At 65.5% G+C, this 20,424-nt stretch carries 14 protein-coding genes and 1 pseudogene; 2 read left to right on the top strand and 13 right to left on the bottom strand.

Going from position 1 to position 20,424, the window contains the following annotated elements; genetic code table 11:
• Positions 1 to 225 precede the first annotated feature (225 nt).
• From ACZ4Z3_RS01340 to ACZ4Z3_RS01350, 3 genes are all read right to left on the bottom strand, one after another.
• Complete coding sequence (locus tag ACZ4Z3_RS01340; RefSeq protein WP_468499101.1) at positions 226 to 2,112, bottom strand: UvrD-helicase domain-containing protein; 1,887 nt, start codon at positions 2,110 to 2,112, stop codon at positions 226 to 228.
• Positions 2,112 to 4,373, bottom strand: a complete 2,262-nt coding sequence (locus ACZ4Z3_RS01345; protein ID WP_468499102.1) for an ATP-dependent endonuclease — start codon at positions 4,371 to 4,373, stop codon at positions 2,112 to 2,114. The genes ACZ4Z3_RS01340 and ACZ4Z3_RS01345 overlap by 1 nt, the downstream gene beginning before the upstream one ends.
• A gap of 513 nt (positions 4,374 to 4,886) precedes the next feature.
• A complete protein-coding gene (locus ACZ4Z3_RS01350) occupies positions 4,887 to 5,957 on the bottom strand; it encodes a hypothetical protein (protein ID WP_468499103.1) in 1,071 nt (356 codons plus the stop codon).
• A 48-nt stretch (positions 5,958 to 6,005) separates the two neighbouring features.
• Here ACZ4Z3_RS01350 and ACZ4Z3_RS01355 point away from each other — a divergent pair, with 48 nt between their 5' ends.
• Both ACZ4Z3_RS01355 and ACZ4Z3_RS01360 read left to right on the top strand, forming a co-directional pair.
• Positions 6,006 to 6,200 (top strand): hypothetical protein, encoded by a 195-nt coding sequence (locus ACZ4Z3_RS01355; protein WP_468499104.1) that lies wholly within the window; start codon positions 6,006 to 6,008, stop codon positions 6,198 to 6,200.
• A 362-nt stretch (positions 6,201 to 6,562) separates the two neighbouring features.
• A pseudogene (locus ACZ4Z3_RS01360) lies at positions 6,563 to 6,700 on the top strand (IS110 family transposase); the annotation flags it as partial.
• Positions 6,701 to 7,102: 402 nt separating this feature from the next.
• Here the strand turns inward: ACZ4Z3_RS01360 and ACZ4Z3_RS01365 are convergent.
• The 10 genes from ACZ4Z3_RS01365 to folC form a co-directional block, all read right to left on the bottom strand.
• On the bottom strand, positions 7,103 to 9,061 hold the full coding sequence (locus ACZ4Z3_RS01365) for a TIGR03960 family B12-binding radical SAM protein (protein ID WP_468499105.1): 1,959 nt from the start codon (positions 9,059 to 9,061) through the stop codon (positions 7,103 to 7,105).
• Between the two features lie 97 nt (positions 9,062 to 9,158).
• The gene (locus ACZ4Z3_RS01370; protein WP_468499106.1) at positions 9,159 to 10,754 is read right to left on the bottom strand and encodes a CYTH and CHAD domain-containing protein; all 1,596 of its coding nucleotides are present in this window, start codon (positions 10,752 to 10,754) and stop codon (positions 9,159 to 9,161) included.
• A gap of 99 nt (positions 10,755 to 10,853) precedes the next feature.
• Positions 10,854 to 12,050: a rod shape-determining protein RodA gene (gene rodA, locus ACZ4Z3_RS01375; RefSeq protein ID WP_468499107.1), complete on the bottom strand. Its 1,197-nt coding sequence runs from the start codon at positions 12,048 to 12,050 to the stop codon at positions 10,854 to 10,856.
• On the bottom strand, positions 12,047 to 14,452 hold the full coding sequence (gene mrdA / locus ACZ4Z3_RS01380) for a penicillin-binding protein 2 (RefSeq protein ID WP_468499108.1): 2,406 nt from the start codon (positions 14,450 to 14,452) through the stop codon (positions 12,047 to 12,049). Before mrdA ends, rodA begins: the two co-directional genes overlap by 4 nt.
• 137 nt (positions 14,453 to 14,589) lie before the next feature.
• Complete coding sequence (gene mreD / locus ACZ4Z3_RS01385) at positions 14,590 to 15,261, bottom strand: rod shape-determining protein MreD (RefSeq protein WP_468499109.1); 672 nt, start codon at positions 15,259 to 15,261, stop codon at positions 14,590 to 14,592.
• Positions 15,262 to 15,289: 28 nt separating this feature from the next.
• Complete coding sequence (gene mreC / locus ACZ4Z3_RS01390; protein ID WP_468499110.1) at positions 15,290 to 16,240, bottom strand: rod shape-determining protein MreC; 951 nt, start codon at positions 16,238 to 16,240, stop codon at positions 15,290 to 15,292.
• A 174-nt stretch (positions 16,241 to 16,414) separates the two neighbouring features.
• Entirely contained in the window at positions 16,415 to 17,434 is a 1,020-nt protein-coding gene (locus ACZ4Z3_RS01395; RefSeq protein ID WP_004931372.1) for a rod shape-determining protein, read from the bottom strand.
• Positions 17,435 to 17,815: 381 nt separating this feature from the next.
• A complete protein-coding gene (gene ndk, locus ACZ4Z3_RS01400) occupies positions 17,816 to 18,229 on the bottom strand; it encodes a nucleoside-diphosphate kinase (protein WP_468499111.1) in 414 nt (137 codons plus the stop codon).
• 76 nt (positions 18,230 to 18,305) lie between these two features.
• The gene (locus tag ACZ4Z3_RS01405; protein ID WP_468499112.1) at positions 18,306 to 18,668 is read right to left on the bottom strand and encodes a DUF4233 domain-containing protein; all 363 of its coding nucleotides are present in this window, start codon (positions 18,666 to 18,668) and stop codon (positions 18,306 to 18,308) included.
• An 8-nt stretch (positions 18,669 to 18,676) separates the two neighbouring features.
• Positions 18,677 to 20,185 carry a bifunctional tetrahydrofolate synthase/dihydrofolate synthase gene (gene folC / locus ACZ4Z3_RS01410; protein WP_468499113.1) on the bottom strand — a complete coding sequence of 503 codons (1,509 nt, stop codon included), beginning with the start codon at positions 20,183 to 20,185 and terminating at the stop codon, positions 18,677 to 18,679.
• Positions 20,186 to 20,424 lie beyond the last annotated feature (239 nt).

Raw genomic sequence — 20,424 nt, forward strand, 5'->3', positions numbered from 1 at the left:
CCGTACCAGCTCCCCTAGTCGCGCGCGATCAACCAGCGCACGCAATCGGGTGACCAACCCGCGCACGCCGGACACGAGTCGACCGTACCCAGCCGCAGACGATCGAGGCACCGAGGCCTCCAGAAGCCGACCGTCTTGTCTGGCTGGGGGTAGCAGACGATCAGCCTGGCCGGTTGGAGAGTTGGTGACCGGCCTCAGGATCGCGGCTGGGGAACGGGTCAGCTTCTATGCCACGAGGTCAGCCTCGGTAAGAACATGCCCTTGCGGGAGAGTCATTGACGTCTCAATCGCAGTTTTGGCCGCCGAAACATCCGTCGTAAACACGACTACGGCGAGAGAATCAACCGCCCGCGACACGCAGACATACAGAAGGCGTCTCGTTCGCTCAAGGACAGATTCCTTACCAGCCGACAAGTTTCGCTTGTCGGTTTCCGAAAGGCCTCTAATCCCAAAAAGTTTCTCGTAAGAGTAAAGATTATACCTTCCCTCTTCGTCATCCAAAACCACTACCACCTTGGAGAATTCTGCACCCTTCGTGCCGTGCTGGGTAGAGTAGGGAGACTGCTGCCGAATATACTTAAAGTAGGACGGAAGTTCGCGCACATCACACGCCATGAACGAATCCAAGGCATCTGTGATCTTCGAACTCAACACGACTTCTGCATGATCACCTTCCGGTTCCAAGTATGCAGATAGGCGTGGATCTGGAGAAACAAGCCCCGCTGTCACAGCCAACCTGAGGGCAGTTCCCACAGATCCTGGGCCACCCTTTTCCACAGTCGCCCGCAGAAGTGTTACGGCCTCACGAGCAAGAACCAGACTCTTCTTGACGTCGTGATCCGGAATTTCCGACCTGAGCACCTCACCTCTCTCGCGGAGCACTGCGATAACGGACGAAGAATCTACATTGTCCGCCGCGCACACTGGCAGGATGACTTCTTCGAACGGGCGAAGGGGCCATGCCTCCCCCTCATCAAACGCCTCCTTTAAGCTCTTGGAATCGCTGTCATGAAATGCAGCATAAAGGTGCTCAAACCCCATACGCTTGGCAACCATCCGGTGGACGATCATTAGAATCTTCGCACCTTCACCCTGCTCGGGCGAGTCGTCAACCCAGCTACCACTATTGCTATGCCGCCCCAGCCAGACCCTCAACTGATCCAAGCGCTCACTTCGTCGGTCATCCGCAGGGAGGATGAAGAAAAAACACTCTCCCTCTGCCTGCTCGTTCGCCGGGCGACCAGGTACTTGTACCAATCCATCGGCTTCCGATCGCACTTGATTAATAACGCTCAGCACGTTTTTTGAGCTACGGAAATTTTGTGGTTTTTCGATTCGCTTCCAGTCGACCTCGACGGAAATGTCACCCGCACCGCGCTGATATATTTGCTGCATAGGATCGCCGAAGAATCCCAGGCAAACAGTTCCTTTGGCTGCCGCCCCAACATGCTTCAGTGCCGCGACCACGTTGGGAAATGTATCCTGGCTCTCATCGACGAATATATAGGGATGCTTGTTGGCAACGATTCGACCGAGCAGCCTGCTCTCAAGAATCAAGTCGGGAACCATGGTGACGATATCCTCGTGCCCAAGTTTCCCTTTCGCATAGTCACTTCCCGTGCCATAAGAATAATGCGTGACTTCTTTAAGCAAGTTAAGTTGAGTAGCGAACTTCTCAAGATCAGCAGCATCCTTCGCGATAGTCGTGTCTCGAGTGCGTTTCGAGTAGTTCGCCTGCTTTTGCTTGATCTCCTGAATTTCCTCTTCAATGTGGCGACGAACCCATTTGGAGATGTCCCTCTGAAAGGGTTTAATCAGGGACCACAGGAAGCTATGAATAGTAGAGACCGCGACAAGAGGGCTGTTACCGACGTCTGCGTGAATCTCTCTAGCTGCAACTTCGGTGTACGTGATGCAGGCGACCTGTTGAGTCCGAGCTCTCAGGTGGGCGCCATGTTTGGTAACCACGTGGTCTAGCGCTTTCACCAATGAAGTCGTTTTCCCCGAGCCGGCGCCGGCAACCACGACGAAGCAACTGCGTGGTTCTCTGTCTAAAAGATGACGCAGTTCGATATCGGCCGAAGTATCCGGCGCCGAAAGTCGTGAACCCACTACTCCGTCTCCATCTCTGGTGGAAGAATCGAGGGCGGGACCAGCAGGCGATCACTGAGCCAGGCCAAGCCATCGGTGATGTACTTCGGTGCCACCCAACTGGCGTCTCGCTCTGCGATGAGACCCAGGGCAAACCTCGTTTTTTCGAGATTACGAACTCTCTTAAAGATCGCCTCATGCAGCTCATGAAGGGTCAGCTGATCCGCCTTAGAAATATGCAGGCCAAGAGCTTTCCGCATTGGGTCCTGAGTCCAGCTCAGGTTCTCCAAAGCAAATGCCTCTTCTAGAGTTCTCCCAGCGATTTCATCTACAGATTCCCCCCACTGAGCAGGCCTACGGGTCTGATAAGCTACCCTGATGTTACCTTTCTCCCCATCACCGTTCTGCACGATCTTATCGCTGTCTGATAGACCGAGCAGGTCTTCAATCGAAGACTTTGAGAACCAAGCCTTGAGAGTTTCGTTGGACGTGATTGCTCCGGGGACGGTTGTCTTACAAGCTTGACCCCGGTCCGAGTCCTTCTGTTGAGGGCTCTTGTTTTCAGACGGTTCAATGCTGTCTAGATCAGTGATGGCCAGAGTCGTAATCTCCAGAAACTCAAGCAGTTCCCGAAACTTGTGAGCGAATGCTCCTCCTACTTCAAGGATGGTCAGGTGACAAGCCTTGAGCTGAGGGAATCGACGCTCAATGATGAGGGGCAGCAATAGGCGTTCAACATTCCCTTCCACCAGCACAGCACCATCGGCGAAAAAGAGGTCGCAATGCGTGAGCTTCAAGTATTGTTGAAGGAAATCGCGCGTCGCCTCCTCTTCTCCGTTATAGAAGACAGAAAGATTCTTAACCTCGCTACGGTGCAGTGCAGCGGTTCCCTTATCGCGACAGAAATAACGGATCGGCTGAAAGCTGCTTTCGTACAAGATGTGTGACGAATGCGTGGTGACAACCATCTGCGTGTGGAACCCTGGTTTTGCATCAGGTAGGAGTTCGAAAACCCGTCGAATGAATACCTGCTGGAGTTGAGCATGCAGGTGAGCTTCCGGCTCCTCAATCATGATGAGGTGCACAGGCGGGCGTTGGCCGTCTACATCTTCCCAGGCATGGTGGAAGTCGAGGATCTCAACGGCCATATAGATAAGGTTTTTGAATCCCAGGCCATTGTATTGATCTGGCAGCGCTTGCGTCGGTTCCCGGGTGCGTCCGCCGGTGGCAGAAGGAAGAACATAGTGAACACGAGCGCTGGTACTGAGCACATTCTGTACATTGAACGACGCTTTGACTACTAGGCCAGCATTTGATGCGCCTGGATAGCCTAGGTGTTCAATACTTTTCAGAATTGACCCGAAAGCTTGCGCGAAGTGCTCATTGAGCGCGGATTCGGAATTAGCGATCGCCGTGAGAGCTTCGAGGTCGGTCTCAAACTTCTGCAAGTTGCGCTGATAGTATCGGCTGAGCCTCCTGGACAAGTCCTCGGCTCGGCCATGTGATTCTGCATCCGTGAGATGCCGCTGGGCGTTGAGAAAATCGACCCTAATGAGTGCGCTAACCATTGCGCCAGCCCCGGAAGCATTCGTCCCTACGTAGAACGGCTCGTATCCGGGGTTAGGATTGAGCTCCTCGTCACACTCCCGTCTATCCAGTACGTAGTACTTAATCTCATATTCGGTCGTGAGGCGCTTACGTAGGTAGTCCGTTAGATCCAAGGGCCAAGGCTTATAGGTAGCATCCGCATTCTGCTGGGGCAGTTTCCTGTCCATGCGAGCTTGCTGGTAGTTGGCCACCAACGATGTCGGCGCTTGGGGCGCATAGACCATGCGTAACCCCACCGGTTCGCCGTTCCAATCGAGGCCCGGGAGAAGATCGAGCACACGATGTACGTTGTCATCATCGACCTCGAACCAGAGATCAAAGTAAATCTTAGGCAACTCCAGTTCTGCATTTCCAGTTGCAGGGTCGAAACTGTTGAACGCCTCCCAGCAGTCAGCCGTGAAATCGTAAATCTGGAACCTAACCTTGGGGTCCAGAAAGCGCTGGAAGACATGAGTTGCGGATGTCTTTCCGCTATTATTCGCCCCGACAAAGATTGTCGTCTTTTCATCGAGGTCCACTCGGACGTTCTTCAGGCGGCGGAAGTTCTGTACTCGAAATGACTTAATGTGCACTGGAACCCTCAACCTCTTCTTGATCTTGCAAATGTCTTCCTGCCGCGCACGCACACCAGCGGTGCACAGTGATGACTCCTGAAGCGGCTGGCACCCTCCCATCCCGGTTCGCTCAAGCGTTCGATAATCGGCCCTGCTGATGCAGCCGGATCTTGTCGCTTGTGTCCGTCCTCCCCCAAACGGAAGCCGTCAGGCTATCTGACCGACACCATAGGGACGGCTGATTCTTGAGTAAACCCTCCCGTCGCAGGCGCGGGCAGTTACTGAGGGGCCGCACGGGAACTCGCGGCTGCGGCAGAGTCTGAAAACTTCGCCCAAGAAGCAGTCGCCCCTGGCCCCTCGGCCACCCGTACGAACGCTTGGACCGGTGGCAGCTTCTTCCACTGCTACTCAGAGGGCAGTATGCGACTGCGAGCCGCCCGCCGCCAGCTGGCCCTCGATCTCGCCGCACCGCAGCACTGGCATGTGCGCGGCCCCCGCGCGTTGGCGACCTTCGGCCTATCGACGGCCTCAGCATGCTGGAGGTACACAACCGACGGGCTTCGACGGTCCGTCTCACGGGGACTCCGGAGCCTGCGAGAGTTCCTACGCCGGGTCTACTCAATCAACCTGCAGCTACGTCGCGTTCCTTGATTGCTGCCCCTCGCGGATCAGCCGGTCCGCTGCCTGCAACTTGTGCTTGACATCCGTGAGTTCCCCTCGAAGTCGAGCAGCTTCGGCTTCCGCGCGCGCCCTTCGGTCTTCTTCGTAGCGGGCCCAATCGAAGTTCAACATGGCCCGCCGGTCATTGAGTTCGCTTTCATCCTCGAAGAGGACTGCCTTATCCGAATCAATTTCAGCGAGTTGTTCACGCAGATCCTCCAATTGCCGGCCCAGCTCGCGGCGCAGCTGTTCGAGTTCCTCGATCTGCCGCTCCAGTTGTTCGTTGTGATTTCGCTCCTTTTCAAGTAGTTCTGCAAGGCGACTCAGCTCAGCCGTGACCCTGGACTGTTCGCCAAGGACTTGGCGAAATTCGTTGCGCACATGAGTCGCATGCTCTTCGAGATTAGAGAGGATCTCCCGCAGATCCGATTTCGCGGAGTCCAGCTCCTGGAGGGTCGCGTCACCCGACGGGGGCACGAAGTCAATTTGTACTGGTGCGGGCTTGTCAGGGGGACTGCCGTGCTGAACCTCGAGTGGCGTGGATTGCTTGGCCCGGTCATGCAGCTGCACCAAGCGTTTCCAGCGGTGGTCCCACTGCTGCAGGCGGCTGTCACCGAGCTCCACCAGGCACCCGTCCTGCTGGATCAGTAGGACGCGGACCAAGGCGAGTAGAAAGTCTCTGCTTGGCCAGCGCTTCCCGCTCATCACCTCGCTGACCCCGGAAGCCGACAGAGGTACGGAGAGTGAGTGCTTCTTTGAGAGCTTCTCGAAGTCGCGGTAGCGCATGCCGTTCACCAACTTGAGATCCTTCAGATCTCTTGCGAAGACCGCCCGTTCCCTCTGGTACTCGTTCTTCGGCGACTGCTCCGGTCCGCTGCTCCGAGTGATCACATGCCCCCCTGACGACGCGTGGCAATCATGGTAGGGCGACAGCAGCGGGGATGCGGCTAACATCGGCGAACAACGCCGTACAAACGCGTTGTTCGCCGGAACAGCCAGCTTGTTCTGCGGCGTACAGCCCGTGTCCCGTCTTCTGACGCGCATGTTCGCGTTCCTCGCGCATCCGCATGACGAGCTGCTGCACTTGTCGGCATGGATGAGAACAAGAACAACGAGCCCGCCCATGCACGAGGTCGACTGCTCGAACTCGCCGCGCTGTTCGCCCTGATCGGCCTGTCTCTGGTCGTGTACGCCATGGGCGGCCCCACTGCCCTCTCCGCGGTAGGCGGTACGGGGGTGGGCCTGTTCAGCACATGGCGATACCAGAACCGCCCGCCGGAAGGCTGAGTCGTCTTGACCGCCCCGGCAGAACGCGGCCCTGCGCCAATTCGTTGACGGATGCACCGCCATGCGGCACATGACCAGAACGGCGTTGACCAGCAGGCTCCCCGTTATGTTTTTCGCGGTCCTGCAAGAGGGCCGCTGGCCTCCGGGCCCGGCATGACTGTTGCCCCCTGTCGATGGGATGACCTGGGGGGTGGTGTCACCGGGTCCGAGGGGTGCCGTCGGAGACACTGATCAGAGGTCCGGCCACCGCCCGGCCGGGCGCAATGCCTGGCCGCTTGCGGGCGGCAGGTCTGCATAACGTGGATGTGTGAGAACGGCTCCCGACCTTGAGGCCGGCACGCATCGACACATGTGGGGGCACGGTGACCAGCATCCACGGGGTGGGCGTCTTCCTGGGCCTGGACGTCGGCAAGCAGACGCATCACGGTCACGGCCTGACCCCGGCCGGGAAGAAGGTGTTCGACAAGCAACTGCCGAACAGCGAAGCGAAGCTGCGGGCCAGATATCTTGATCAACAGCCCGGGGGCCTCGCTCGTTGCGATTTGAGGGCCGTCACCTGATCGGAGGCCAGCTCGAAGAAGCTCACTGGCCGGCATGTCTGCCTCCTCCGTAGCGGATATCGCCACGCTAGGAAGCCAGGGAGCCCCTCGCGAACGCAGTGCATCCAGTCAGGCGACAGTGGCCGAGCACGGCCCTCTCCCAGGCCATCGGGCCCTCAGACCCACTCCACCTCGGAATGCACAGCCAGCGAGCCTCCAGGAGGCGGCAAGGGCGTTATCGGCGTCTCCCGCACGGCTCCCTGCCGTTTGGACTGCGCGCCGAGCGCCCGGAGGACAGCAGCTGCCTCTTCCTCGCCGCCGTCCCCCAGCACCTCTACGATGCGCCGCAGCGCCTCACTCACCTCAGTGCCCGTGCCCGTGTCCGCTGGTCGCAGCGTCCTTCTTGACCGTAAGCGGAAGTAGCTTCTTCCCGGTCGGGCCCGTTTGTGGCCATGTGTCGAACTGCGGACACACACCGCAGTCGAAGCACGGCGTCCAGCGGCAGTCCTCGACCTCGGTCTCGTCGAGGGCGTCCTGCCAGTCCTCCCACAGCCAGTCCTTGTCGAGACCGGAGTCGAGGTGGTCCCAGGGCAGGACCTCCTCGTAGGTGCGCTCGCGGGTGGTGTACCAGTCGACGTCCACGCCGAAGTCGGCGAGGGCCTTGTCGGCGCAGCTCATCCAGCGGTCGTAGGAGAAGTGCTCGCGCCAGCCGTCGAAGCGGCCGCCGTCCTCGTAGACGGCACGGATGACGGCGCCGATACGGCGGTCGCCCCGCGAGAGCAGGCCCTCGACGATGCCCGGCTTGCCGTCGTGGTAGCGGAAGCCGATGGAGCGGCCGTACTTCTTGTCACCGCGGATCTTGTCGCGGAGCTTCTCCAGACGCGCGTCCGTCTCCTCGGCGGACAGCTGCGGCGCCCACTGGAAGGGGGTGTGGGGCTTGGGCACGAAGCCGCCGATCGAGACCGTGCAGCGGATGTCGTTCGACCGCGAGACCTCACGGCCCTTCGCGATCACGTTCATCGCCATGTCGGCGATCTGCAGGACGTCGTCGTCGGTCTCCGTCGGCAGGCCGCACATGAAGTACAGCTTCACCTGGCGCCAGCCGTTGCCGTAGGCCGTGGCGACGGTCCTGATCAGGTCCTCTTCCGAGACCATCTTGTTGATGACCTTGCGCATGCGCTCGGAGCCGCCCTCGGGCGCGAACGTCAGACCGGACCGGCGGCCGTTGCGCGTCAGCTCGTTCGCCAGGTCGACGTTGAAGGCGTCCACACGGGTCGAGGGGAGCGACAGACCGATCTTGTCCTCCTCGTACCGGTCCGCCAGACCCTTCGCGATGTCGCCGATCTCGCTGTGGTCCGCCGACGACAGGGACAGCAGACCGACCTCTTCGAAGCCCGTCGCCTTCAGGCCCTTCTCGACCATCTCGCCGATGCCCGTGATGGACCGCTCACGCACCGGGCGGGTGATCATGCCCGCCTGGCAGAAGCGGCAGCCGCGGGTGCAGCCGCGGAAGATCTCCACCGACATGCGCTCATGGACCGTCTCGGCCAGCGGCACGAGCGGCTGCTTCGGGTACGGCCACTCGTCCAGGTCCATGACCGTGTGCTTGGACACGCGCCACGGCACACCCGACCGGTTCGGCACCACGCGGGCGATACGGCCGTCGGGGAGGTACTCGACGTCGTAGAACGCCGGGATGTACACCGAGCCCGTCCTCGCGAGGCGGAACAGGACCTCCTCGCGGCCGCCGGGGCGGCCCTCCGCCTTCCAGGCGCGGATGATCTCGGTCATGTCGAGGACGGCCTGCTCGCCGTCGCCGATGATCGCGGCGTCGATGAAGTCCGCGATCGGCTCCGGGTTGAAGGCCGCGTGGCCGCCGGCCAGGACGATCGGGTCGTCGAGCGTGCGGTCCTTGGACTCCAGCGGGATACCGGCCAGGTCCAGGGCGGTCAGCATGTTCGTGTAGCCCAGCTCCGTGGAGAAGGACAGACCGAACACGTCGAACGCCTTCACCGGGCGGTGGCTGTCCACCGTGAACTGCGGCACCCCGTGGTCACGCATCAGCTGTTCGAGGTCGGGCCACACGCTGTAGGTGCGCTCGGCCATCACGCCCTCGCGCTCGTTGAGGACCTCGTAAAGGATCATGACGCCCTGGTTGGGCAGACCGACCTCGTACGCGTCCGGGTACATGAGCGCCCAGCGCACGTCGCAGGCGTCCCACTCCTTGACGGTGGAATTGAGCTCACCGCCCACGTACTGGATCGGCTTCTGCACATGCGGGAGCAGGGCCTCTAGCTGTGGGAAGACCGACTCGACAGACATCGCGGGGATTACCTTCGTGAGCTGACAGGGGTGACCATCTAGCGTAACGCCCCGGGAGCCACCCCTCGCACGCCGGCGTTCACCGCACCCGGCCCCCTCAGAAGGCGCTGTCGGCCTTGATCGTGCGCCACGCCTCCGGCAACGCCGCCTCCGCCAGCTCCGCCCTGCGCTCCTCCCTGCCGTACAGCACCCCGTACGTGAAGGAGCTCTCGCCCGCCTGGCCGGCCTGGAACGCCAGGTCCCGCAGGGCCTCGCGGGCCATCACGCTGTCCTGGTGGTCGCCGAGGAGCGACTGCAGGGCCTTCATGTCCCGCACGAGCTCTTTGGCGGGGGCGCCGAGCAGCCCGGTCGCCGCCTCGGCCGCGTACCGGGCGCGCTTGCCCTTCTTGCGGGCCTCGTGCATGGCGAGGTCCCGCTCGGCGCCGGCCGGCTGGGCCAGGGCCTCCTCCACCAGGTCCGACACCTTGCCGAAGGCCCGTGAGACCGCCTTGCCGATCACCTTCTCCGGATCGCCCCCGGCCCCCTTCAGCAGCGGCGGCTCGGCGATCACGGCGTCCAGGGTCCGCAGGAGCGCCAGATACCGCTCGCCGTCCAGCGCGGCGATCAGAGCGCGCCGGGACCCACTGCGCCCCGCCTCCACCCACGTCCGCACCCGGGTGCGGACCGAGCCGACGACCAGGCTCTCGGGCATCTGGGCGAGCGCCTCGGTCACCCGCTCGGCCAGCACCTCGTGGTCCCGGCCGACGCCCAGCTCCCCCGCCAGCCACTTCAGTTCCCCGCCGATGGGGTCGGTGACGGTCCGGTCCAGTACCTTCCCGTACGACTTGAAGGTGCTCCGCAGCCGGCGGGTGGCCACCCGCATGCTGTGCACGGAGTCGAAGAGGTCCCGGCGGACGGCCGGGTCGAGCTCGACGATGGCGTCCCGCTGGACGCGGATGTACGCGAGGACGTGCTCGGCGGCGCCGCCGGGCTTCCCCGCGCCACCCCCACCCTTCTTGCCCTTCTTGCCCTTCTTCCCTTGCTCGCCCTTCGTGACCTTGGCCTTGTTGGCCTTGTCGTTCTTGCTCCTGTCCTGCCCGGCCTTGCCCTTCTCGGCGGCAGCCGTCTCCCGCAGGGCCCTCGCCAGCTTCGACGGTGACGCGGACGGCCGTACGCCCGCCTTGCGCAGCTTCTTCTCGACCTTGTCGAGGAACGCCGGGTCGCCGTCGTCGGCGAGCTCCACCTCGATCTCGGACCACTGGGCGGTACGGCCGCCGCCGGTGAGCCGCTCGGCGTGCACCGCGTCCACGCTGACCTCGGCGAGGAGGGCGCCGTCCGCGTCGAGCAGGTCCCTGACGTCACGGGTGGACCGGAGACGGACCAGCGGCACCAGCTCCGCCTCCCGGACCCGGGAACGCACGAGCCCCGCGAGATCGCGGGGCAGTGTCTCGGACAGCGGGGCGCGGATCTCGTCCCGCACCCCCGAGGAGACGGGCAACTTCAGATGCCAGCCGGCGTCGTCTCCCCCGGTGCGGCGGCGCAGGGTGATCGAGGCGGCGGCGAGACGTTCGTCGGGGGTGTCGTAGTAGACGGCGTCCAGCTCCGCCACGCCCTTGTCGATGACCGACGCGACCCCGGCCACACCGGAGAGATCGGGCAGGCCGCTCTCGTCGGACTCGTACTTCCGCTCGATCTCGCGCTTCGTGTCCGCCATGAACCGAATCTAGTCGGACCCGCGGCAAAAGGGCAGCCCACGCGCACGCTGAAGGAGCACGTGGGCCGTCGTCCACAAGGGCCTTCGCGGCGTGCGCGGCTACGCCGACATCGGCCGCTCCACTCTGATCGACTGCAGCAGCCCCACCGCCACCCAGACCGCGAACATCGACGAACCGCCGTACGACACGAACGGCAGAGGCAGACCGGCGACCGGCATGATGCCGAGGGTCATCCCGATGTTCTCGAAGGCCTGGAAGGCGAACCACGCGATGATGCCGCCGGCGACGATCGTGCCGTACAGCTCGGTGGTCTCGCGGGCGATCCGGCAGGCACGCCACAGGACGACGCCCAGCAGCAGGATGATCAGCCCGGCTCCGACGAAGCCCAGCTCCTCCCCCGCCACCGTGAAGACGAAGTCGGTCTGCTGCTCCGGCACGAACTGCCCGGTGGTCTGCGACCCCTTGAACAGCCCGGTGCCGAGCAGTCCGCCGGAGCCGATGGCGATCCGAGCCTGGTTGGTGTTGTAGCCGACACCCGCCGGGTCCAGCTCGGGGTTGGCGAACGCCGCGAAACGGTTGATCTGGTACTCGTCGAGCACCCCGAGCTGCCAGACGGCGATCGCGCCGATCGCGCCCGCGCCGATGAGACCGAAGATCCACCGGTTGGAGGCGCCGGAGGTGAGCAGCACCCCCAGCACGATGACCACCATGACCATGACCGAGCCGAGGTCGGGCATGAGCATCACGATCAGTATCGGCACGGCGGCGAGCCCGAGGGCCTGGACGACCGTGCGATGGTCCGGGTGTGGTTTGTCGCCCGCGTCGACCCGCGCCGCCAGCAGCATCGCCATTCCCAGGATGATCGTGATCTTCACGAACTCGGAGGGCTGGAGCGAGAAGCCGCCGCCGATGACGATCCACGCGTGGGCGCCGTTGATGGTCGCGCCGAGCGGGGTCAGCACCAGCAGGATCAGCACGACCGAGATGCCGTAGAGGATCGGTACGGCCGTGCGCAGGGTGCGGTGGCCGAGCCAGACCGTGCCGATCATCAGGGCGAAGCCGATGCCGGTGTTGAGCAGGTGCCGGAGGAGGAAGTAGTACGGGTCGCCCTGGTTGAGCTCGGTGCGGTTGCGGGTCGCCGAGTAGACGAGGGCCGCGCCGATCAGGGAGAGCGCGATGGCCGAGAACAGTATCGGCCAGTCGAGCCGGCGGGCGAGCGAGTCACGGGCGAACAGCCGGGTCCAGCCGGAGCGTTCGGGCCCGTACCCGGAGACGGAGAAGCTGTTGCCGGTCATCGGGACCTCCTCCGTGTGAGCGCTCCGCCGGGGGCGCCGGCGCCCGTACGCCGTCGCGCCGCCCGGTTGCCGCCACCGCCTCGGGTGCTGGCGATCGCCGCCGGTTCGTCGGGCACCGCCGGCCGGGCGCCGGGTTCGGTGACGACGGCCGCCGTGAACGCCGCGGTGGCGACGGGCCCGGTCACCGGTGCGGTGACCGCGCCGTCCGTCCCGGGCGCGTAGGACACCGGCAGGGCGCCCGGCCCCGCGGCGAGGGTCTGGGCGTCCTCGGCGGCCTGCTCCTCCTTGGTCTTCTTCGGCGGGTACGTGTCCAGCTTCGGGGCGTCGATCGAACCGTCGGACTCGATCTTCGGCAGCTTCTTCTGCGGGGTGGGCAGCAGCGCCTTCCGCTTGTCGATCTTGCCGTCCTCGGAGACGCCGTAGAGCGCGTTGTACAGCTTGCGCACGGCGGGCGCCGAGGCGCCGGAGCCCGTACCACCCTGGGAGATCGTCATGACGATCGCGTAGTCCTTGGTGTACGTCGTGAACCACGAGGTCGTCTGCTTGCCGTAGACCTCGGCGGTACCGGTCTTGGCGTGCATCGGGATCTGGTCCTGCGGCCAGCCCTGGAAACGCCAGGCTGCCGTACCGCGGGTGGCGACTCCCTCGAGGGCTTGGTCTATCTCGTCGCGGGTCTGCTTCGTCATGGGGAGCTTGCCGTGCGACTTGGGCGCGATCTCCCGTACATGCTTGCCGTCGGCACTGATGACGGCCTTGCCGACGGTGGGGTCGTACAAGGTGCCGCCGTTGGAGATGGCGGCGTAGATGGTGGCCATCTGGATGGGGGTGACGAGGGTGTCGCCCTGGCCGATGGAGTAGTTGACGGAGTCACCGGCGCGCATGCGGTTGCCTTCGAGGCAGTTCTCGTACGCGATCTGCTCGGCGTACGTGCCGCCCTTCTTGCCGTACTTGCACCAGGCGTCCTTGTTGGCCTTCCAGTAGTCCTGCTTCCACTTGCGGTCCGGGATGCGGCCGGTGACCTCGTTGGGCAGGTCGATGCCGGTCTCGGCGCCGAGGCCGAACTGGTGGGCCGTCTTGTAGAACCAGTCCTTGGGGTTCTTCTTCGGCTTGGTGCCGCCGTCGCGCTTCCATTCCTCGTGGGAGAGGCGGTAGAAGACGGTGTCGCAGGAGACCTCCAGGGCGCGGCCGAGGCTGATCGCGCCGTATCCCTTGGACTCGAAGTTCTTGAAGACCTGGCCGCCGATGGAGTACGAACTGGAGCACTCGTAGGGGCCGTCGAAGGGGTAGCCCGCGTTCACCGCGGCGGCGGTCGGGACGACCTTGAAGACGGAGCCGGGGGCGGACTGGCCCTGGATCGCGCGGTTCAGCAGCGGGTAGTTGGACTTCTTGCCGGTGAGCTTGGCGTAGTCCTTGGCGGAGATGCCGCCGACCCAGGCGTTCGGGTCGTAGTCCGGGTTGGAGGCCATGGCGACGACGCGGCCGGTCTTGGCCTCCATGACGACGACGGCTCCGGAGTCGGCCTTGTAGTGGGTGCCGGTGTTCCGGTCCATCTGCTTGCGGGCCTCCTTCATCGCCTCGTTGAGTTCGTACTCGGCGATGCGCTGGACCCGGGCGTCGATGCTGGTGACGAGGTTGGCGCCGGGCCGCGCGGGGTCGGCCTCGGCCTCGCCGATGACGCGGCCGAGGTTGTCCACCTCGTAGCGGGTGACGCCGGCCTTGCCGCGCAGCTCCTTGTCGTACTGCCGTTCCAGGCCGGAGCGGCCGACCATGTCGGAGCGCAGATACGGCGAGTCGGTGTCCTGCGCCTTGGTGATCTCCTCGTCGGTGACCGGCGAGAGATAGCCGAGGACCTGCGCGGTGTTGGCGCCGCCGGGGCTGGCGTACCGCCGGACGGCCTGGGGTTCGGCGGTGATGCCGGGGAAGTCCTCGGAACGCTCGCGGATCTGGAGGGCCTGCTTGGCGGTGGCCTCGTCGGTGATGGGGATCGGCTGGTAGGGCGAGCCGTTCCAGCAGGGCTGGGGGGTCTTGGAGTCGCACAGCCGGACCTTGTCCATGACCTCCCGGGGCTTCATGCCCAGGACGCCGGCGAGCTTGGTGAGGACGCCCTTGCCGTCGTCGTCCATCTTCAGCAGGTCGGTGCGGGAGGCGGAGACGACGAGTCGGGTCTCGTTGTCCGCGATGGGCACTCCGCGCGCGTCCAGGATCGAGCCGCGCACGGCGGGCTGGACGACCTGCTGGACGTGGTTGCCGGAGGCCTCCTTGGCGTAGGCGTCGCCCTCGCGGATCTGGAGGTACCAGAGGCGGCCGCCGAGGGTGCCGAGGAGGGAGAAGACGAGGATCTGGATGATGACGAGCCGGATCTGGACCCGTGGCGTCCGCCCGGTCTCCGGGATGTTGGTCACTGTCTCCCCCTCTCAGTGCGTGGAACGGTGATGCCGGTACATGGAGTACACCGCTCGCCGGTGATCGGTTCCCGATGGGTGCGCGAGGCGGTGGTCGACCACCGCGGCGGCGGTTCGGCGAGCTTGCTGACGTCCCCTCACAGCCGCTTGACCCCCTTGATGCGGCCCGCGCGGGCCACCCGTGAGCGTGCCGCCCTCATGCGCAGGCCGCCGCGCTGGCCGCCGATGCGCAGGCCGGTGCCCGAGGAGAGCCAGCCGGCGGAGACGTCGGCGGCCTTGGCCGCGTTGTTGGTCTCGGCGAGCGGGTCGTTCTCGGCGCGCCGGGCGAGCGCCATGATGCCGGGGACGACGAACGGCGCGAGCAGCAGGTCGTAGAGCGCGGCGGTGAACAGCAGGCTGGGCAGGCCGACGTGGCGGGCGGCGTCGTCGCCGACGAGGGCGCCGACCCCGGCGTACAGCAGGGTGGCGCCGAGCGCGGCGACGACGACCACGACCATCGGCCCGGTGGCGGACTTCAGGCGGCCCGTCTCGGGCTTGGCGAGGCCCGCGAGGTAGCCGATGACGCAGAGGACGAGGGCGTACCGTCCGGCGGCGTGGTCGGCGGGCGGGGCGAGGTCGGACAGCAGTCCGGCGCCGAACCCGATGAGGGCGCCGCCGACGGGGCCGTACACCAGGGCGAGGCCGAGGACGGTGAGGAGCACCAGGTCGGGTACGGCGCCCGGCAGATGGAGTCTGGCGAGGACGCTCACCTGGATCACCAGGGCGACGATCACCAGGGTGGTGGAGAGCAGCATCCGGTTGAAACGCATGAAGGGGTCAGCTCCTACTGTCCTACGTCTACTGCTCTTGCTGCCCGTCGGCACCGTCGCCGGGTTCGTTCGCGCCCGGGGTGACGGTGACCGTCACGGTGGGCCGCGGGGTGGGCTTCGGTTTGTCGGGGAGCACCGTGTCGCGCGGGTCCTTGCGGGGCGGCTGGACGACGACGCCGACGATGTCGAGCTGGGTGAAGGCGACGTACGGCTTGACGTAGACGGTGCGGGTGAGGTCGCCGCCGGAGGGGTCGACGCGGGAGACGACGCCGACGGGGACGCCGGGCACGAACGGCTTGTCGGCCTGGGAGCCGAAGGTGACCAGGCGGTCGCCCGCCCTCACCTTGGCCTTGCCGTTGAGGAGTTCGACGCGCAGCGGGCGGTCGCCCTGGCCGGAGGCGAAGCCGAGTTCGTCGGTGGCCTCCATCCGGGTGCCGACGGTGAAGTCGGGGTCGTTGGCGAGGAGGACCGTCGCGGTGTTCGGGCCGACGGTGGTGACGCGGCCGACGAGTCCGTCGCCGTTGAGGACGGTCATGTCTCGGGTGATGCCGTCGTTGGTGCCGATGTCGATGGTGACGGTCCAGGAGAAGCCCTGGGCCGCTCCTATGGCGATGACCTCGGCGCCCTTGATGCCGTACTGGCCGTTGGCGGCGCTCTTCAGCATCTTGTCGAGCTGGCGCACCCTGCTGCGGTTGCGGTCGTCGCTGCCGAGCGACGCCTTCAGCTCCGCGTTCTCCTTCTCCAGGGCGGCGAGGCGGTCGTGGCGGGACCCGGACGCGCGGACCGCGCTTATGGCGTTGCCGATCGGGTCGACGGCGGTCGACACCCCGTCCTCGATCGGGCCGAAGACGGTGGCCGCGGCACGTCGGGCACCGTCGACCGGTGAGTCCTCCCCGCCGCGGATGTCCACCGTGATCAGCGCGAACGCTACGGCGATCAGCAGCACCAGGAGCAGCCGGCTCTCTCGTGTGTCCCTCACGTGCGGCGGCCGTGCCTTCCTCATAGGAATTCAACAGGAATTGGGGAATTCGGGTAGCCCCTGGGATTCCCTGGGACGGGAACCGGAGGGGCCCTTTGTGGAGCTTATGCCTCAATATCAACGATCCGCCGCACGAGAGGAGATCGTCTCGTACGGCGGAATCGAAGTGTTACGTCATCTGCGGGGCTGGGCGTCGAGCACCTGCTGCAACGCCTCGAACTCCTCGACGCACTTGCCGGAACCGAGCGCCACGCTGTCCAGCGGGTCCTCGGCGATATGGATCGGCATACCGGTCTCACGGCGCAGCCGCTCGTCCAGTCCGCGGAGCAGGGCGCCACCGCCGGTGAGGACGATGCCGCGGTCCATGATGTCGCCGGAGAGTTCCGGCGGGCATTTGTCGAGGGTCGTCTTCACGGCGTCCACGATGGCGTTGACGGGTTCTTCGATCGCCTTCCGCACTTCCGCGGCGGAGATGACGACGGTCTTGGGCAGCCCGGACACCAGGTCCCGGCCGCGGATTTCGGTGTGCTCGTCAGCGTCGAGGTCGTACGCCGAACCGATCGTGATCTTGATCTGTTCGGCTGTCCGCTCACCGAGGAGGAGGCTGTACTCCTTCTTGATGTGCTGGATGATCGCGTTGTCCAACTCGTCGCCCGCGACGCGGATGGACTGGGCGGTGACGATGCCGCCGAGGGAGATGACCGCGACCTCCGTGGTGCCGCCGCCGATGTCCACCACCATGTTGCCCGTGGCCTCGTGGACCGGCAGGCCGGAGCCGATGGCCGCGGCCATGGGCTCCTCGATGATGTGCACCTGACGCGCGCCGGCCTGGGAGGACGCCTCGATGACGGCGCGCCGCTCGACACCGGTGATGCCGGAGGGCACGCAGACGACGACCCGGGGCCGGGCGAGATAGCGCCGCTTGTGGATCTTCAGGATGAAGTAGCGGAGCATGCGCTCGGTGATCTCGAAGTCGGCGATCACACCGTCCTTCAGCGGACGTACGGCAACGATGTTGCCGGGCGTCCGGCCGATCATCTTCTTCGCTTCCGCGCCGACCGCGAGGATGCCACCGGTGTTGGTGTTGATCGCGACGACTGACGGCTCGTTCAGTACGATCCCGCGACCCCTGACGTACACCAGCGTGTTGGCGGTCCCGAGGTCGACAGCCATGTCACGGCCGATGAACGACATTGAGTTCCCCATCAGGATTCGTCTGGCCTTCCCTGGTAGAGCGCTGAGGGCTTTTGAGGGCGTTTCAGGGCTTTTCCGGGTCGGCGAAGTGGGTGCTGTGACGTGAAGGCTTACATCGTAGTCTCGCCCGCACGAACACTGCGCGAGGGTCTTCGCCATTGTGGGCACGCGATGCGCCGCCTCGCCTCTGGAGACGAGCCATCGGGGGTGCGCGTTCCCCCGATCGCCACGCATATGCCGTTGAACCGCCGGGTTTTCGGCGGTCCGGCGGTTCGGCAGGTCGGGCGGGGAGTGGGCCGTGTGGGTGGTGGCCGGATACCGCGGTGGGACAAGGACGGTGGGGGCGAGCGGACGTCACCGCCCCCGCCGCCGCGAAGAGTACTACGCCCGACCGGGGAAGAAGATCTTGACCTCGCGCTCGGCCGACTCTTCGGAGTCGGAGGCGTGAATGAGGTTCTCGCGGACGATCACGCCGTAGTCACCACGGATGGACCCGGGCGCCGCGGCGATCGGGTCGGTCGGACCGGCCAGCGCCCGCACGCCGTCGATGACGCGCTCGCCCTCGACGATCAGCGCCACGACCGGACCGGAGGACATGAACTCCACCAGCGGCTCGTAGAACGGCTTGCCCTTGTGCTCGCCGTAGTGCTGCTCCAGGGTCTCCTGGTCCAGTGTCCGCAGTTCCAGCGCGGTGATGCGCCAGCCGGCCTTCCGCTCGATTCGGCTGATGATCTCGCCGGTCAGGCCACGCCGGACGGCGTCGGGCTTGAGGAGGACGAGGGTGCGCTGGCTCACGGTGGTGACTCCTTCATTTCACAGGCGTGCGGAGCTCAGAGGCTACAGGGCGGGCCCGACCGGGCGTTACGCAGCGTCAGGAGGCTCCCGCGCCGGCGTCGGCGGAGGCGGCCTGGGCCGCGAACCGGGCCTTCGCCTCGTCGATCTTGCGGCCGTAGTGGACGGACGCCCACCACAGGGCCGCGAACACCGCGCCCAGGAAGAACATGGTCGGCACGAAGAAGCCGGACAGGATCAGCGCGATCTGCAGCGCCCAGCCCAGCTGGACTCCGCCGGGCCGGGTGACCAGCCCGCACAGCACGACGCACAGGAACATGGCGACACCGCTGACCGTCCAGACCGTCGACATGGCCAGGTCCGGGTCCTTCATGGCGACCAGCCCGGCGAAGCCGATCACGAAGAACTCCCCGATCAGGGTGGAAGCACACAGGGTACGCATGGATGAGATCAGCCCTTCCCCAGCAGCAGCCGGGCCTCGCCGACAGTGATGACGGAACCGGTGACGAGAACACCGGCGCCCGCGAACTCGCCCTCCTCCTCGGCGAGCGTGATCGCCGCCTCCAGGGCGTCCGGCAGCCGCGGCTCGACCTGCACGCGCTCGTCGCCGAAGACCTCCACCGCGACCGCCGCCAGCTCGTCGGCGTCCATCGCGCGGTGGCTGGAGTTCTGGGTGATCACGACCTCGGCGAAGATCGGTTCGAAGGCCTCCAGGACACCCCGTACGTTCTTGTCGTCGCTCGCGCCCACGACCCCGATGAGCCGGCTGAAGTCGAACGCCTCACCGACCGCCTCGGCCGTGGCCAGCGCGCCCGCCGGATTGTGCGCCGCGTCCAGCACGACCGTCGGGGACCGCCGTACGACCTCCAGCCGGCCCGGCGACGACACCGACGCGAACGCCTTGCGGACCGTCTCCGCGTCCAGCGGTTCCGGCCGCTGCGACCCGACGCCGAAGAACGCCTCGACGGCGGCCAGGGCGACCGCCGCGTTGTGCGCCTGGTACGGGCCGTGCAGCGGGAGGTACACCTCGGGGTACTCGCCGCCGAGGCCGCGCAGGGTGAGCATCTGCCCGCCGACGGCGACCTGCCGCGAGACGACCCCGAACTCCAGACCCTCACGGGCCACGGTCGCGTCGACCTCCACGGCCTTCTTCAGCATCACCTGCGCCGCGTCGACCGGCTGCTGCGCGAGGATCACGGTCGCGTCCTGCTTGATGATCCCGGACTTCTCCACGGCGATCTCGGCGGGCGTCGAGCCCAGCCGGTCCGTGTGGTCCAGGGCGATGGGGGTGATGACCGCGACGTCCCCGTCGATGACGTTGGTGGCGTCCCAGGAACCGCCCATCCCGACCTCGACGACGGCCACGTCGACCGGGGCGTCGGCGAAGGCGGCGTACGCCATGCCGGTGAGCACCTCGAAGAAGGAGAGCCGGTACTCCTGGGAGCCGTCCACCATCTCGACGTACGGCTTGATGTCCTGGTACGTCTCGACGAACCGCTCGGCGGAGATCGGGGCGCCGTCCAGGCTGATGCGCTCGGTGATCGACTGGACGTGCGGGGAGGTGTAGCGGCCGGTGCGCAGTTCGAAGGCGCCGAGCAGGGCCTCGACCATGCGGGCGGTGGAGGTCTTGCCGTTGGTGCCGGTGATGTGGATCGAGGGGTACGACCGCTGCGGCTCGCCGAGCACGTCCATCAGCGCGGCGATCCGCTGGACCGACGGCTCCAGCTTGGTCTCGCCCCAGCGGGTCGCGAGGTCGGCCTCGACCTCGCGCAGCGCCTTGTCGACCTCCGGGTCGGCCGGCCGGGACGGCACGTCGGACTGGGGGGCGCCGCCCTGCGCACGCAGGGTGCGGCTGCCGGCCTCGATCACCGCGAGGTCCGGGTCACGGTCCGTCTCGGCGGCGATGATCTCCTCGAAGGGGTCGATCGGGTCGGGCTGCTGGTCACTGCGTTCGCTCACGGGGCCAGTCTACGGAGGACCGACCGCCGGGTGCCCCATGGCTCGGGGGTACGCGTTGGAGGGCGCGTGCGGGTGGTGTTTGGTCGGCCGCGCAGATCCCCGCGCCCCTGTGTCCGGCGGTCACAAGTCACCTCGTTCGGCTGCGGGCAGTCGTGCCGCGAGGGCGGCACGGGTGGGCGCAGGCGGACGCCTCGTGAGCGCCGAGTGGCGCGGCCCGCCCCGGCAAGCGGAAACCCCCG

The sequence above is a fragment of the Streptomyces sp. NPDC030296 genome, assembly GCF_055572815.1.